Source organism: Polyangium fumosum (assembly GCF_005144585.1).
Taxonomy (GTDB): domain Bacteria; phylum Myxococcota_A; class Polyangia; order Polyangiales; family Polyangiaceae; genus Polyangium; species Polyangium fumosum.
Genome location: NZ_SSMQ01000062.1, coordinates 1 through 15,348 on the forward strand (window position 1 = coordinate 1; position 15,348 = coordinate 15,348).

Sequence of the window (15,348 nt, forward strand, 5' to 3'; positions counted from 1 at the left end):
CCCCCGGCTCCGTCACCATCAGTCGCGGCCTGGAACGCCTAGCTCCCGCAGCAGAGATGCTGCGCGTCCTCAGGGAGAATGGGCTCGTAAGATGAGACCAGTGCTCAGGGCACGGCCTGGACCGAGGATGGAAGAACTGCGCATTGCGCAGTTCTTCCAACGGGCCGGTGGCAAGACCATGGAGGTGGGTTTCGAGCCGGCGACGGGCACGCTGCCGGCTAAACCTGCAGCGCCGTGGCCGTAGTGGGCAGGATCGTCGCCAGTCTTGCCACCGGCTGTTCGATGAACTGCGCGGAGCGCAGTTCATCGGGCCTGGGTCCAGCCCCTGGCTGGTCCGGGTCCAGGGGCGGACAGCCCCTGGTGGGGCCTGGGGCAAAGCCCCAGCGCGGCGCCGCGACCGTCAGAGATCCATCTTGAGCAGCCGGCCCTCTGGCTTTGAGGCGTCGAGCAGCGGGAACAGGAGGTAGGGCTCCTTCTGCATTTCCTTTGGCGGCGGGGCTGTCGTGGTCACGACGTACTGGAAGGCGAGCGACCCGTTTGCGCTCTCCTCCAGGTGGCGTGCGTAGAGGAACAGCCGTTCGTAGATGCGCCCGTCCATGTCGGCTTCGCGTGGGCCGTCGTGGACGAGCAGCCCTGGGAGTTGACCGTGACCGTCCATCGAGAGCTTCATCGCGGCGAGGTCGAAGGCGAGCAGCTTGATGGTCTGCATCGCTGCGCCGTCTCGCTCACCTCGGTCCTCGACGCGTAGCTCTAGCCGCCGGCCCTTCACCTCGACGCGTGCTTCCACGTGGTCGCCGAGCAGCGCGCGCACGACGTCGCGGAACCGCTCCGAGATTCGCGCTTCGGCCTCCTCCTGCTCGCGCCGCAGCGCGGCTTGCCGCTCCGAGGAGGCTTTCACCTCGTCCGTCACCACGGCGAGCCGCTCCGTGTTTGCGTCGGCTTCGCGCTCGGCGGCCGTCATGTAGTCGTAGAGCCGCTCGACCTCCTCGATCGCTGCTCGTTCCCGCGCGATGCGCTTCTCCTCGGCGGACAGCGCGCTTCGCCGCCGTGTATGCTCGGCTGCCGCTTCTTTCTGCGCGGCCCGCGCCTCCGCGAGCGTCCGCTTCGCCTCCATCACCGCCTCGGCGAGCGCCTTCTTCCCCTCGCGCGTCATCGGCGCTGCTGCTGGATGCGAAGCTGCGAGCGGACATCCCTTCGCCATCGCCACGTCGAGCGGCACGCTGCACAGGCCTGCGCGCATCGGCAGCGGCGCGGGCGCGCCTTCCTCGGCCTCGCGCTTCTTCTCGCTTGGCCGCTTTGCCTCCTCGCGACGCGCTTCTGCCTCGCGCAGCGCTTCGACCCGCGCGCCGCACGCCTCGGCCGCTTGCCGCGCGGCGTCCTCGGCTTGCTCCACCTCGAGCGCTTGCGCCGCGAGCGCCTCCTCTGCGGCCGCGAGGCTCGCCTTCCGCCTCGTCACGGTCTCGCGGAAGCGCGCGGCGAAGAGCGGTCCTGCGTCGTTCGTGTCGTCCTCGACCCCGAGCAACCGCGCGAGCCTGCGCCGATCCTCCGCGGCCCGATCTGCGAGCCTCGGCGCCCTCTCTTCGAGGCCTTGCTTCTCCAGCGCGAGATCCTCGTAGCGACGTTGCGCCTCGCTCTCCTCGTCCGACATGAGCGCGCAGAGCGCTCGCAGCACCACGTGCCGATCGTCGAGCACGAGCCGCGGGCTCTCCGACTCGCTCGATGGATCCCGCCACTCCACGAGCCCCGCGAACCGTGACTCCTGATCCCGCGTCAGCCACGGCAGCACGTGCTCCCACGCGATGGGCTCCCGCTGGTGCGGCAGCTCCTTCACCGGCACGGGCTCCATCACCACGCGCCGGATGTCCGCGAGAAAGTCCTGGTAGCCGCCGCGCCCGCGCTCGGCGAGCGCCTCGGCGAACGAGAGCCCGCGCGCCGCGAACGGATGCAGGCCGAGGCCAAAGGGCCGCCCCACGATCCAGCGCTCGTCCCCGACGACGATCGTCGCCACGACCCAGCCCTCGGGCAGCGCCTCGCGGATCTTGTCCTGCCCGCGCGCGGTGCCGAAGCGCTGCTCGCCGAGTAGGTAGCGCAGCATGCGGCAGAACGTCGTCTTGCCGGCCGTGTGCCCCGTGATTTGCCCGTCGCCGAGCCGGTTCTCCACGTCCTCGGGCGTGGGCGGGGCCCAGAGCACGTTCAGGCCTTTGCGCAGCGTGATGTGCCGGAGGATCGAGGCCTCGGACGCGTCGTACTCGCGGAGCAGCCAGACCTCGGCCACCCAGACGAGCGGCTCGGAGCGGCCCGTCTTGATTGGCGCGGACGGAGGCGGCGGGGCGGGGGGCTCGAAACCTCCGAAGAGGTCGAGCTGTTGCATGCGGCGCTTGGTCATGACTTCGAGGGCGGGTGCGCGACGCTACCCCACGTCTTCGCGACTGTCTCTCCGGAAAGGTGGTCCTCGGGCCGCGGCCGCGCGCCGGCTACTCCTTCAGCGCGAGCAGGGTCCGATCGAGCGCATCGGCCATCTTGGTGAGTTCCTCTACCGTCACGCCGAGCTCCTTGCTTGCCCTCGCGTCGGAGACGGCACCATCCTCCACGAGCAGGGCCGCGTACCGCTGCGCGAGCTTCGAGGACCGCTGGAGGGTCCCGCGCAGATCGAGGGAGAGCTCCGGGTCGTTCATGAGCCCTTCGAGGGAGGCGAGCACGCGGAGCGCGCGCACCTGGCCCGGCACCTCCTTCGTCTTGCCCTGGAGGGCCCCGAGCACCGGGGAATCGTCGTCGTCGTCGTCGTCCTCGTCGCCGTCGAACCCTGGCAGCCCGCGTTTCGTCTCGATCCGGGCGAGCATCTCCTCGACGGGGACGAGCGGCACGTCGTTCGGGAAGACGAGCGCGCCTTCGCCGGCGCGCGGCAGGAGGTAACGCAAGGTCGAGACGAGTCCGCGGCAGGGGCCCACCTCGAGGTCGGACGCCTGGTCGAGGGTGATGACGGACTTGCAGGCGCGGTAGCGCGCGAGGATGGGCTTCGGGAGCGGGCGCTTGGCGAGCGCGTACGCGGCTTGGAGCTCGGCGACGGGCGGGATCTCGCCGCCGGCCGCGACCTCGGGGACCGTCTCGTCTTCGTCGATCCGCTCGACGTGTTCGTCGATGTAGGCCTCGAGGTGACGTTCGTACTCGTCGGCGAGCGCGGAGAGCGCGCGGGGCGAGAGGGGGCTGTAGAGGAACCAGGTGGCGCTCACGAAGCCGTCCCATACCACGGGACGGGCTCCGCGCGAGCGGAAGCGGGCGGGGAAGCGCTGCTCGGGTGGGCGGTTCCTTCCTCGGCGGGGGGGTTCGAGGCGGAGCGCGGCGCGGCGGGCAGGGCCGGGGGCTGGTTCGTCAGGACCGCCTGGCGCGCTCGTGGAGGGCCCGCCGCGGCATCCTGGATCACGCCGCCGAAACGCATGGAACGTTGCGAGGCCCCTACGCCGCGGATAGCTTGCGCACGGTGAACGAAGCGATGGCCAGGTTTTGCTGGTACGAGCTCAGGACCACCGACACGGGCGCGGCGCAGGCGTTTTACGCGGACGTGCTCGGGTTTCAGATGCGAGACACCCCGGGCGGCAGCCTGTTTTTCCGTGGGGATCAGGCGGTCGCCGGATGTTCCCCCTTGCCCGAGCGCGCCGCGGCCCGGGGCGCTCCGGCGCATTGGCTCGGGCATATCGGCGTGCGGGATGTCGAGGGCCTTTCGCGTCGTATCCTCGCGCAGGGAGGGGAGCCGCTCGGACCGACGCGCACGCTGGAAGGCGGCGCGACGCGCGTGATCCTGCGGGACCCGTTCGGCTCGGTCCTCGCGCTCGTCTCGCCGGGCCACGCCGCGAGCACGGGCGTCGTCGTGTGGCATGACCTCAACACGCGGGATCATGCGCGCGCCTGGGCCCTGTATTCGGAGCTCTTCGGCTGGAGGGCGACCGAGACGGAGGAGCTCGATCCGGAGTTCGGCCTGTATGCGAAGTTCTCGTGGGACGAAGGGGGCGCGAGCGTGGGCGGCATGGTCAGCAGCGCGCGGCTGCCGCATATCCATCCGCATTGGCTCTTTGCTTTCCACGTGGAGGACCTCGACGAGGCCCTCGCCAAGGTGAACGCGCGCGGAGGCAAGGTGCTCGCCCCGCGAAAGCTCCCGAGCGGGGAGCGGATCGCGGCGTGCGAGGATGCGCAGGGCGCCGCGTTTGCCCTGCATGCGTCCGCGCCGCGCGCCTAGAACATCGATAGGTTCCAGGGATCGGTCTGCGGCGGGAGGTCCGGCGCCCTGGATACGTCCGGAGACGCAGGTTTCGGGCGCGCGAGGGTGGGAAAGCGTTCGAAGGGGCGCGGGAGAACGTGACGCGCGGGTGTTCGAACGTTTGGAGACCCTCGCGCGACGAGGACGCGCGGGTGTTACGACGTCCCGACAGCCCGAGGCGAACGTGACGCGCGGGTGTTCGACCGTTTGGAGACCCTCGCGCGACGGTGACGCGCGGGTGTTCGACCGTTTGGAGACCCTCGCGCGACGAGGACGCGCGGGGGTTCGAACGCCTGGAGACCCTCGCGCGACGATGACGCGCGGGGGTTCGACCGTTTGGAGACCCTCGCGTCAGGGCGGAAGCACACCGATGCGTCGTGCCGCACGCGGCGCAGGTGTTCGGCACCAGCCACCGAGGCTCTTCCGCCCCCGCTGCCGCGTCCGCCTCCGCTGCCGCGTGCGCCCCCGCTGCCGCGTCCGCCTCCGCTGCCGCGTGCGCCTCCGCTTCGGATTCCGCCTTCGCTTCTGCCTCCTCGGTGGTACAGCATCCGCATGCGCGTGATCTCCCTACATCGAACGAGCCCGGCGGTCCTCGCGACCGCCTTGGCGACGCTGCTCGCGGCCGCGCCTGCCTGTTCGCGCTCGCAGGAGCAACCCAGCGGCGGGGCTGTCCCGACCGCCGCCCCGAGCGCGACGTACACGACGCGCGGCAAGGTGCGCGCGATCGGCGAGAAGAAGGACAACATCACGATCGCCCACGAGGACATCCCCGGCTACATGAAGGCGATGAGCATGATGTTCGAGGTCGCCAAGCCCGAGCTCCTGCGCGACGTGAAGGTCGGCGACGAGGTGTCGTTCACGTTCTCGGACCGCGACGGGCGCCTCTTCGTCGAGTCGATCTCGGCCGCAGCTCCGAAGTAGTCAGGGGGTGTCTCGAAGGGCCCGTTTGTCTCGGCCTTTTTCGACCCTCGACGCAACAAAACCAGCCTGTTCCCCGCCACTTCCTGTGGTATCGTCTCCTGTGTGAAGCTCTTCGCGCCCGGTCCTTTCCAGGCTCATCAGCTCCGCTCCGGGGATCCGTACGAGCTCTCGAAGGGTCATCCTGTCCTGTGTCTGCCGACGGGCGGGCGCGGCGCGCGGGCGAACCTGCTCGGGGGCACGGTGCTGGAGACGGATCCGGCCGTCGAGCAGGCGGGCGTGGACGCTGGATTCACGCCGGAGCCGGGAGTGATGCGGGCGCCGGACGTGGCCGTGGGCAACGTGCCGGACGTGGCCGGCTGGGTGCAGGGGGCGCCGCCGCTCGCGGTGGAGTATGCGGATCGCGGCCAGGACGAGGAGGAGCTGCAGTCGAAGATCGCCGAGCTCCTCGCGGCGGGCACGCAACACGTGTGGGTCGTGCGGCTGATGGGCCCGCGAAGGGTCGAGGTGTACACGCCGGGGCAGAAGCTTCGGACCCTGGGGCCGGGCGAGTCCCTCGTGGCGCCGGGGATTCTGAAGAACGCGGTTCCCGTCGAGGCCCTGTACGACCGCGAGGCCGCGCACGAGGTCACGCTGCGCAACCTCTTGCAGCGCCGCGGCTACGAGAGCCTGGAGGCCGTGCGGGAGGTGGGGCGGGAGGAGGGGGAGCTCGCCCACGCGCGGGCGGTCCTCCGCCGGCAGCTCGGCAAGCGCGGGATGACGCTCGACGCAGCCCAGGACGCGCGCATCGACAGGACGGCGGACCTCGCGACCCTCGACCGCTGGCTCGATCAGGCCCTCGTCGCGAAGACCACCGACGAAGCCCTGCGCTGACCCTTCACGGAAACGTCCCGCACGGCGTCGTCGATTTCCCCTCGGACCACTCGGCCGGCAGGGGTCCGGCCACCTTCACGGTGAACGTCGCGTTTCCCTCGTTGTTGCGCGGGTCCGCGTCGTTCAGCCCCACCCACACGAGCCCGGGCGTGCGGGCCACGAAACGCGCGCAGGGCGCCACGATCGCCCCCATCCGCGCGTCGCCGCCGCCCACCACGGCAATGCCGGCGCCGTGCGGCGCGGACCGGAACGGCTCGTTGTCGAAGTTCGGGTCGTGCGGCTCGTTCTCGAAATACCCGCGCGGATCGATCCATGCGCCGCGCCCCGTGCCGATCCGGTATTGCCCGCGCGCCGCGATCTCGACCACCTCGCCCGCGCGAATCGGCCGGAGCGACACCAGCGCGCCGCCGGCTTGCGCCGTCACCGCCGCCTCGGCCGTCTCCATCGGGTTCGTATACGCCAGCACGGCGAGATCCATCCGCATCACGCCCCCGCCGCGCATTGAAAACACGGGCCGCGTCGCCTGCGCCGCGAGCAGCTCCTGCCGGCCGAGCTTCACCCCGCCGATGATCTCCGCAGACGCCCCGTCCCGATCCACCACCGCCAGCGTGATGCCCTCGGCCGGGATCGAATTCGTCGGGATCACGAATTCGCCGTTGAATGTGGCTTGCATGGCGTCGTGCGCGGTCGGCGTCTGGTAATGGGCCGCGCTGCCCACGCCGAGCAGCACCACGAGATCGGGCAGCCGCGGGTCGGCGTTCGCGGGCCGCGGGCGCGGCTCGATGGGGCAAAGGGCCTCGGCTCCTTTGCCCGTGATCGGATCGGTCGTGGCCATCACGCGGCCGAGCATGCCGCAGGCCGTGCCGTCGGTCGGCTGGGGCTCGATGTCGTCCCAGGGCACCTCGGTGCCCGGCCGGTACGGCGTGACTTCCACCGTGTCGACGCGGACGACGAGCCAGGGCGGCTCCTTCCAGGCACTCGGGGTCCCGGGCTCCCCCATCGGCTCGGCGCAGGCCGCGGCGAGGAGCACGAGCGAAACGAATCCGATCCGGCGCATGCCCCACCGTACGCCAGAACGAGCGGGAAGGGTAGGGGACGCGCCGCCTCACGGCCCGCAGAGCGCGGGGTTTGGCGCGGGCGGGAGCGGGTACGCCTCCGTCGCCTCTTTGGCGAACTGGCATTGGAGATCCTCGGCCTTGCACCCGCCCTGGCTGATGCAATTGCCGTTCGCGTCCGTGCCCTGGCAAAGGCAATTGGTGTCGCCCTCGGGGCAGATCTCGACAAGCTCCATCATCCCCATGTCCTCGTGGTTCAGCTTGTGGCAATGCAGCACGAACTGGCCCGTGAACTTGCGGAAGTTCGTCAGGATCTGCCGCGGCCCGTCCTCCGCCTGCACCCAGAACGTGTCGCGCCAGTGCGGGAAGTTCGGCTCCTTGTTCGAGTCGTTCGCGCAGACGAGGTACGGATTGATGTGAATGTGGAACGGGTGCCCGTCGAACGCGCGGATCTCCCATTTCTCCGTCGTCCCCACCTCCATCACCCGGTCGCTGCGGTACCCCCAGGCGCGCCGATCGTCGAAGCGGCGGCAACTGATGTTCGGGGCGGGGCAAATACACGTCGGCGCGTCCGGATCGATGCCGTGCATGTGGTCGCCCGGATCACACGAGCCGAGCTCGGCGGGTTTCTCCGGGTCGGGTTTTTCCCCGGGCGTGGGGACGAGCAACGCGATCTTCTGGTGGATCTTGTCGACCGATTCGCAGCTCGCCTGCACCATCTGGCCGTCGACCTTGCCCATGAACGTCGTGGGCGGGGCGAGGGCCGCGACGGCCGACGCCTCCGGCATGTTCGTCTCCGTCGGCGCTCCGTTTTCCGCATCCACGTCGAAGATCGCCACGAGGCTCCCGAGCAGATCGGACGGGCGCCGCCCCACGAGGCAAAGCGTCGTCTTCTCGGCGGGCATCTTTACGAGGGCCTCGATCCGATATCCGGGGGAGACCCACATCGTATCGCTCACGTAAAACTGCGGCAGCGTGATGCCGTCGCGGGCGATCTGCGTGATCTCGATCGGATGCAGCACGTCGAACGATTCGCAGGTCGGATCGTCCGAGGGGTGGAGCTTCATCCCGAGCTCGTTCGGCGTACCGGCGTGCACGATCCGCAGACGCTCGACCTGGTTCGGCGAGGTCTTGATATGCGGCAAGAGCTTGCCGCTCACGAGCGTCGGCTTCGTATCGTTCTCCGCGCCCTCGAAATCGTTCGCCGAGAGCGTATCCTCGCTGCAAGCCTCGCCATCCGCGAGCGGCCGCGTCGACTCGACATTGATGGGCACGCCGCCGAGGACCATGATCCTCTCCTTTGCCTTGGCGATGCCCGGCACCTCGTCGAGATCCCCCTCGATGACGAGCGCGCCCGCGGCCCCGTTCGTCACCTGAATGGCCGTCGAGCCGTGGATGTGCGGGTGATACCAGTTGAACCCCTCGTGGTGCGGCCCGTCCTCGTCGAGATCCCAGCGGTATTGCGCCATTTCGCCGGGCGGCACCTCGTGCAGCACGTCGTCGGCGTGGTACCGCGCGTCCGGGCCGCAGCCCGATCCTTCGCAGGGGTCTCCCGCGGCGGGCGTCGCGTAGTTCGGCTGGACGTGCGTGCCGTGCGCGTGCAGGTTCGTCAGGTTGAAATCGTGGCACGTCACCGCCGACGTATTCGCGGCCCCGGCCACCAGCCGGTAATCGGAGCGCTTGAAATCGTTGTGGAGGTTGACCCGCACCTTGCGATCGGCGCCGGCCGGCACGCGGATCGTCGGGCCCGGGATCGATCCATTGTAGGTCCGCAGGCAATACCGTTTTCCGCCGATCTTCACCTCGCTCGGCGCGAGGCGCAGCTCGTGCACCCCCGCCGCGTTCGGGGCGAGCTCCGGCGGGTTCTCGAAGATCTCGGGCGGACCCGCGGGCGTCGCGGCTTCGTCCGAGCAGCCGCCGAGCGCCGCGCTCAGCAAGAGGAACGCGCATCGCCCTGCGTGATGCATTGGTAAGCCAAGGATCGCTTGTTTCATGTCATCCCTCCGCTCCCGGCTCCGCGTGCCGGTGGTTCGTTGCTTTCGAGCCGAACGAGGGGGGAGTGTAGAAGATCAGGCGTCCTTTGGGATGGCCAGAGGTGGTCATGGGATGGACAGGATCTGGTCATCGAGGAGGGAAACTCTGGCATAGTCGTCGTCACGCATGGATCCCCATCGCCTCGTCGCATCCTGGCTCGACGGCCGCGCCCGCGTCGAAAAGGACGGCGCGCTCGTCCTCGGGCCGCCGAGGAGCGCGGGCCTCTCGGGCAAGCTCCGCCGCGCCTACACGTGGATCACCACGCAAGCCCTCGTGTGCCCGTACCTCGACATGGAGCTCGGCGAATCGACGACGCTCGGCAAAGGCGAAGCGCGCGTCGACCTCGGCCGCGCCGCGCACGCCTCGTACGTCCTTTTGCCGCTCCTTTGCCTCGTCACCTCGCAACGCCTGCTCTTCGTCGGCGCCCCGGGCCGCGGCAAGACCACGATGGCCACGATCATGGCCGCGCTCGCCGGCATCCCCCTCGACGAGATCCGCCGCATCGTCCAGCACGGCCATCCCCAGCTCACCACGGCCGATCTGCTCGGCAGCCCCTTGCCCGCGAGCCTCGTCAAGGCCGAGGCGTCCGGCGAGATCCGCGTCGAGTGGCGCCGCTGGATCGGCAAGCGCGTCAAGATCATCGACGAGTACAACCGCATCCCCACGAAGACCCAGTCCGCGCTGCTCTCGCTCCTCGCCGAGGGCTACGCCGAAAGTTTCGAGCAGGTCGCGCTCGCCGGCAAATCCGCCTGGTATCTCACGGCGAACGAAGACGCCGGCGGCGGCACGTTCCAGGTCATCGAGGCCCTCAAGGATCGCATCGACGCCGTCGTCCGCGCGCCGCCCTTCCATGCCCGCTCGCTCGACGCCCTCGCCGAGCGTGTCGCGACAGCCCGCCCGCCCGAGACCCGCATCCCCGCCGACGTCGTCTTCTCCGCCGACGAACTCGATCGCGCCGAGGCCGAGATCCGCGCTGTCCCGGTCCCCGAGCGCGTGCTCGACGTGCTCGGCTTTTTCGCCGGCCAGCTCGATTTTTGCCGCCGGGCCTCGGACGTCCTCGAATACCGCAACAAGGACACGCTCCACCTCGCGGGCAAGAAGGTCGCGCACGTCTGCAACGAGGATTGCCCGCTCGACAAGAACGTCCACGTCTGCACACAGACCGAAAATGGCGTCTCGGCCCGCGCGCTCCAGGCCATCCTGCTCTTCGCCAAGGCCCTCGCGTATTTGCGCGGCAAGAGCGAGGTCTCCGTCACCGATGTGCGCCTCGTCCTGCCGTTCACGCTCTTCGACAAGCTCCGCCCGAACCCGCAGAGCGCGTTCTTTCAAAAGGCCGAAGCCCGTGTCCTTTTGCTCGATCGCGCCACCTGGATCACGCGCCTCTTCGATCAAGCCGCCGTCCAGCACGCGGCCTACGCGCCGCTGCGCGAGGGCGTGCGCGCGCTGCAAGCCGAGGCCGAGGCGAGCGCGCTCGGCGCCACCACGGCCGAGCTCAAGCGCCGCGTGGGCAAGGTGCAGCGCGCGATGGAGGAGCTGCTGAAGCGCGCCGATCTGTCGGGGCCGATCTACGACGACCTCGTGCTCCTGAAGAGCCTCCACGAGTCCTACCAGCGCAGGCTCACGGCCGCCGAGCGTCTGGAAGGAGGCGCCTCGTGACGGATCTCGAAGCGCTGGCGACGCATCATCTCCGGGAAGGAGAGCGCCGTTTTTCCCGGTGGGACGGCGCGCTCTTCGAAGCGCTCGTCCTCGGTCCGGGCAAGCGACTCGCGGGGAACCTCGACGGCTCCGAAGCCTCGCTCCGCATCTTCGAGGCCTGGCTCGGGCTCGTGGTCGAGGCGATCGGGCTCGGCTACATCCGCCCCGGCCTCGTAGGCGAGGGCGAGGGCGAGACGCCGCGCGCGCGCAGGCCCGAAAACCTTGTGGAGCTCCTGTTCGTGGACGTTCTCCCGGACAAGCTCCCGGCGCTCCCCGTCGAGACGCGTTTGGGCTTGCTCGCGAAGGCGTGGAACCTCGGCGAAGGCCTCTTCGGCGAGCCGCCGTGGCTCAACCTGTGCGTGGCCGCGGCGATGGCCGTGCCGAGTGCGTCCTCGAACCCCGGCGCGCTGCTCGACCTCGAAGGCCGGCTCCTCAAGATCCTCGACGCCGCCCTCGCGCCGCGCGCCCGCTCCACGTGGAAAGGCCCGTTCTCGGTGCGGACCGTCGATCTGCGCGAGGTCGAGTCCGCGTTTCTGCCGGGTCGCGTGCATTTCGGCGCGCCCACGCTCGTCTGCGTCCACGATCGCAAGCGGCCCGATCTCGCCGCCGGCGTGCTCCTCGGCGCGCGTGGCGCCCCGAACCTCGCGTTCCGCTCGCCCTGCCTCGCCGACAAGATCGAGCCCGATCCGAGCTTGCCCACGGTCACGCTCGGGCAAGGCGTCGTGTACGTGAGCGACACACGCGTCCCGCTCCCGCACTGGAAACGTGGGCACAGCGTCGCCGCCTCGCGCGCGGGCCTCGTCGTCGCGACCGCGCTCGACTCGCAGCGCCTCTGGCTCGTGGAGAGCCCTTGAGCGCCGAGGAGCGCATCACCTCCCTCGCGGCGCGCGCCTTCCCCCGCGCGCGCGCCCGTTACTCGCCGTATCTCCTCCTCGGCGAGCCCGTCGTGGATCCCGAGGGCGAAACCTTCGCCCGCATCGACCTCACCTCGCGCACGATCCGCCTCGGCGCGCGCCCGATCACCGAGGCCGCGCTCGAAGACGCGCTCGAAGCTTTGATCGCCCACGAGATCGGCCACCACGTCGCGTTCCCCGGCAGCCCCGTCGAGCACGCGCGCCTCCTCCTGCTCGAACGCACGTTCCTGCCGCGCCTCCCGCGCTCGCTCACGGGGCCGTTTTACGATCTGCTCGTCGACGAGCGGCTCGGGCAGGGATTGCCCTCGATCGAGGACGATCTCTGCCGCATCCTCGCGGCGCGTGGCGCGCGCTCGCCCGACGACGTGCTCTTCACGTTCCAGCGCGTCGTGATGGAAGAGCTCTGGCAACGAAGGGAAGGGGAGCTTCTCGGGACAACCGCCGCCGCATTCGAGCGCGCCTTTCCGGACCACCGCCTCGACGCAAAGCTCGTCGCGCAAAACCTCTTCGCGTTCGCGCCCGACGTCACGCTCCAGTACCTCTATTTCGCCTCGATCGCCTGGCGCTACGCCCTGGCGAGCCCCGCGCCAAAACATACCGGCGGCGGCGACTGCGCCGAAGGCGAGCTCTCCGCCGAGGACCTCGCCGCGGCGCTCGTGCCGAAAAAGGGCGAAAAAGCGGCGATCGAGCGGGCGATCCGCGAAGGATTTTTCCCGAAAGACCTGGCGGAAAAGCTCGCCGATCAGAGCCTCGAGCGCCGCGCGGGTGCGATGCCCGGCGACGGCGCGGGCAAATCCGAGCTGCTCACGACCGCAATGGCGGCCCATTACCGCCGCGAAGCCGAAAAGTATCTTTTCCGGCCGCCGCCCGCCCGCGTCTGGGCCGACGCGCTCGTGCCCACCACGCACCTCGAATGGGAGCCCGGCGATCCGGTCGCCGATATCGACTGGGTCGCCACGCTCCTCCGCCGCGGCGAGACGCTCGGCGCCGCAATGCCGCTGCTCCGCGAGCGCATCGCCGACGAAGAAGGCCAGAGCACGCCCTCCTTCCTCGGCCGCACCGAGATCTACCTCGACGTCAGCGGCTCCATGCCCGACCCGAAGCGCGCCCTCAACGCGATGACCCTCGCCGCGCAGATCCTCGCGACCGGCACGATCCGCGCAGGCGGCGCGGCGCGCGCGCTCGTCTATTCGATGGGCCACGAAAAGGCGTGGGACTTCTGCCGCTCCGAGCGCGTGCTCTCGAAGTTCTTGATGCGTTACATCGGCGGCGGCACGCACTTCCCCTTCGACATCCTCGCCGCCTCGGTCGAGGAGACCCGCGACGAGCAGCCGATCCGCGTGGTCATCACCGACAGCGACTTCGACACGAACTACGACGCAGCCCGGCAAAACGCGGCCATCTTCGCGCGCGCGGCCGAGCGCTCACCGGCGTTCGTGCTCCTCCTGCACGCGCCGAGCCGCGAGAAGGTGCGCCGCTACGAGCAAGCCGGAGCGCGCGTCGTCGCCGTGCGCGCGCTCGGCGATTTCCCGCGCGTCGCGGCGGAGCTCGCGTTCTCGTTGTTCGACGATCCTGGCACGACGAACCCCAGCGGATAAAGCCATGTCCTTCCTGAAAAACTGGACCGCGAAGCCCACCGCCGCCGCGCCGGCCGCACAAGACGCCCGCCTCCTACCGGAGAGCGTGCCCCTCCAGCTCACGCCAATCCTCGCCGCACTCGGCCAGGTCCTCGCGGAGATCGAGCCAGCCGCGCTGGACGTCGACGTCGCGCGGGCCAAACTCGCAGACCTCTGCCGCGACCTCGCAATCGAGCCCGTCGATCCGCTGGAGCTCGACCCCATGGCCGCAGGGCTCGATCGAGGCGCAATCGAGCGGCTCGCGCTCCTCGTGCTCGTGCTCGAACGGCGCATGATCCCCGAATCCACGCTGAAACGTATCTTCGAGGGACGCGCGCGCACCGCAGCACGCGAAGGCCTTTTCGACGTCGCGCGCGGCACCAGCCTCGTGACGCTCGACCTGCTCCGCCAAAGCCCACTGCGCCGCGAGGAACTCGCGCGCAGGCTCATCCTCGGGCTCGGCGCATCCGTCGCAGGCGAGAGCCTCGCCGAGGCACGCACAGCGCTCGAGCGGCTCGATTACAGCCGGCTGATGGCCGAGGCGGAGCGGGCACGGCGGGCGGCGGGGAAGGGGTGAGCCTCTCTGAAGCGGTTTCGCTGGGGCGTTGCCCCAGGCCCCAGGAGGGGGCTGTCCGCCCCCTCCACCCCGGACCAGCGAGGCGCTGGACCCAGGGTCGATGAACTGCGCGATGCGCAGTTCATCGAACAGCCAGTGGCAAGACCGGCGACGATCCTGCCCACGGAGGCCGCGGCGCCGCCGGCTCAACCGGCCACGTTCGCGTCGCCAGGTTGGAACCCCCTCGATGGTCTTGCCACCGGCCCGTTGGAAGAACTGCGCACCGCGCAGTTCTTCCACCTCGGTCCAGGCCGTGCCTGGTCCGGGTCGAGGGGCGGACAGCCCCCGCGGGGTCCGGGGCAGCGCCCCGGCGCGACGGCCCTGCCCCTCTTACCCCTTGACTTCCTCCCCATCCTCGTCCTCGCCGCCCTCGTCTTCCGCGCTGCTCCCGCCCTTCGATCGGTAAAGCTTGTCGAGCTTGAACGCCTCGGCCATCGCGGGGTTCCCGAGCCGCTTCGACGCGGCGATCGCGGCCCGCCGTGCTCTTCGCACGAGCTGCACGATGATCCCGTCGAGCAGGTCGAGGGTCTCCGTCTCCACGGGCGTCCCGCGCACGCCCACGTCTTCCTGATCGGCTTTTCGTAGCGCCGTGATCGACGCCTCGATCTCCACGAGCGCCTCGGGCCCGCCTTGATCCGCCGCCACCGCCGCCACCACCGGGTGCTTCAAGGTGTCGCCGAGCAGCGCGAGCTGTTGCGCCAAGGGCTCCGCCTTTTTTGCTGCTGACCGCGTCTGCCGAAGCGCTGCCGCGACCGTCGCCGTGGCCTCCTCGGACTCCCCACTCGCTTCCAGGTCCTCCTTGACCCCCGCGAGCACCGCGCGCGTGTGGATGCGCGTCGTCGCCGCCTCGCTACAGGCCTTCACGTAGGCCTCCCCGGTCACCTTCTTTTTGCCTTTGGCCGCTTCCCGCCCCACGCCCGCGTGGAGCAGCCCGTCGCGCGCGCCTCCGAGCTCCGCCGCGTGTTTTGCGCCGAAGCCCGACGTCTTGAGCAGCGGCGCGAACTTTTCGTAAGCGGCCAGCGTCTGGTGGGCCTGATCGAGCGTGTCCTGCGAGCCGAACTGCTCGCCCAATCGAAGGAGCGTGAGCCGGCGGGTCTTCGGAATCGTTTCGAGATTCGTGGGCATGCGGCGTAGCGTAACGAACCTCCGGCCCTCAGGAAACCACCTGCGCCTGTCCGTTCGTCGCCTCGTCCTGTCCCGAAACGACCGCTGCGCGCCGCAGCGCCGCCTGCGCCCGTCACGGCATCGCCGCTGTACGCCACGAAGCGACCGCTGTACGCCACGAAGCGACCGCTGTAGCTCGCGAAGCGACCGCTGTACGTCACACAGCGACCGCTGGAGCTCGTGAACCGACCGCTGGAACGCGCAGAGCGAC

General features: G+C 69.9%; 12 protein-coding genes. 7 read left to right on the forward strand and 5 right to left on the reverse strand.

What is annotated here, in order from left to right; translation table 11 throughout:
* Positions 1–400 precede the first annotated feature (400 nt).
* Both E8A74_RS39510 and E8A74_RS39515 read right to left on the reverse strand, forming a co-directional pair.
* Positions 401–2,386, reverse strand: coding sequence for a hypothetical protein (locus E8A74_RS39510; RefSeq protein ID WP_136934287.1), 1,986 nt, complete (start codon positions 2,384–2,386; stop codon positions 401–403).
* An 88-nt stretch (positions 2,387–2,474) separates the two neighbouring features.
* Entirely contained in the window at positions 2,475–3,230 is a 756-nt protein-coding gene (locus tag E8A74_RS39515; protein WP_136934288.1) for a hypothetical protein, read from the reverse strand.
* Positions 3,231–3,478: 248 nt separating this feature from the next.
* On the opposite strand from E8A74_RS39515, the gene E8A74_RS39520 reads away from it, so the two are divergent.
* The 3 genes from E8A74_RS39520 (at position 3,479) to E8A74_RS39535 (ending at position 6,043) form a co-directional block, all read left to right on the forward strand.
* A complete protein-coding gene (locus tag E8A74_RS39520; protein ID WP_136934289.1) occupies positions 3,479–4,231 on the forward strand; it encodes a VOC family protein in 753 nt (250 codons plus the stop codon).
* Between the two features lie 573 nt (positions 4,232–4,804).
* Positions 4,805–5,173, forward strand: coding sequence for a copper-binding protein (locus E8A74_RS39530; protein WP_136934291.1), 369 nt, complete (start codon positions 4,805–4,807; stop codon positions 5,171–5,173).
* A 102-nt stretch (positions 5,174–5,275) separates the two neighbouring features.
* Positions 5,276–6,043 (forward strand): Uma2 family endonuclease, encoded by a 768-nt coding sequence (locus tag E8A74_RS39535; protein WP_211365558.1) that lies wholly within the window; start codon positions 5,276–5,278, stop codon positions 6,041–6,043.
* Between the two features lie 4 nt (positions 6,044–6,047).
* Here the strand turns inward: E8A74_RS39535 and E8A74_RS39540 are convergent, their stop codons facing one another.
* Positions 6,048–7,100, reverse strand: a complete 1,053-nt coding sequence (locus E8A74_RS39540; protein WP_136934293.1) for a C2 domain-containing protein — start codon at positions 7,098–7,100, stop codon at positions 6,048–6,050.
* 48 nt (positions 7,101–7,148) lie between these two features.
* Positions 7,149–9,092: a multicopper oxidase family protein gene (locus tag E8A74_RS39545; RefSeq protein ID WP_232379954.1), complete on the reverse strand. Its 1,944-nt coding sequence runs from the start codon at positions 9,090–9,092 to the stop codon at positions 7,149–7,151.
* Positions 9,093–9,258: 166 nt separating this feature from the next.
* Here E8A74_RS39545 and E8A74_RS39550 point away from each other — a divergent pair, with 166 nt between their 5' ends.
* From E8A74_RS39550 to E8A74_RS39565, 4 genes are read left to right on the forward strand one after another with little or no spacing between them, the layout of a single operon-like run.
* Positions 9,259–10,788, forward strand: a complete 1,530-nt coding sequence (locus E8A74_RS39550) for an AAA family ATPase (RefSeq protein WP_136934294.1) — start codon at positions 9,259–9,261, stop codon at positions 10,786–10,788.
* Complete coding sequence (locus tag E8A74_RS39555) at positions 10,785–11,681, forward strand: hypothetical protein (RefSeq protein WP_136934295.1); 897 nt, start codon at positions 10,785–10,787, stop codon at positions 11,679–11,681. The genes E8A74_RS39550 and E8A74_RS39555 overlap by 4 nt, the downstream gene beginning before the upstream one ends.
* Complete coding sequence (locus E8A74_RS39560; protein ID WP_136934296.1) at positions 11,678–13,339, forward strand: vWA domain-containing protein; 1,662 nt, start codon at positions 11,678–11,680, stop codon at positions 13,337–13,339. Before E8A74_RS39555 ends, E8A74_RS39560 begins: the two co-directional genes overlap by 4 nt.
* A gap of 4 nt (positions 13,340–13,343) precedes the next feature.
* Entirely contained in the window at positions 13,344–13,934 is a 591-nt protein-coding gene (locus tag E8A74_RS39565; RefSeq protein ID WP_136934297.1) for a hypothetical protein, read from the forward strand.
* Between the two features lie 369 nt (positions 13,935–14,303).
* Here the strand turns inward: E8A74_RS39565 and E8A74_RS39570 are convergent, their stop codons facing one another.
* Positions 14,304–15,098 (reverse strand): hypothetical protein, encoded by a 795-nt coding sequence (locus tag E8A74_RS39570; RefSeq protein ID WP_136934298.1) that lies wholly within the window; start codon positions 15,096–15,098, stop codon positions 14,304–14,306.
* Between the last annotated feature and the right edge of the window lie 250 nt (positions 15,099–15,348).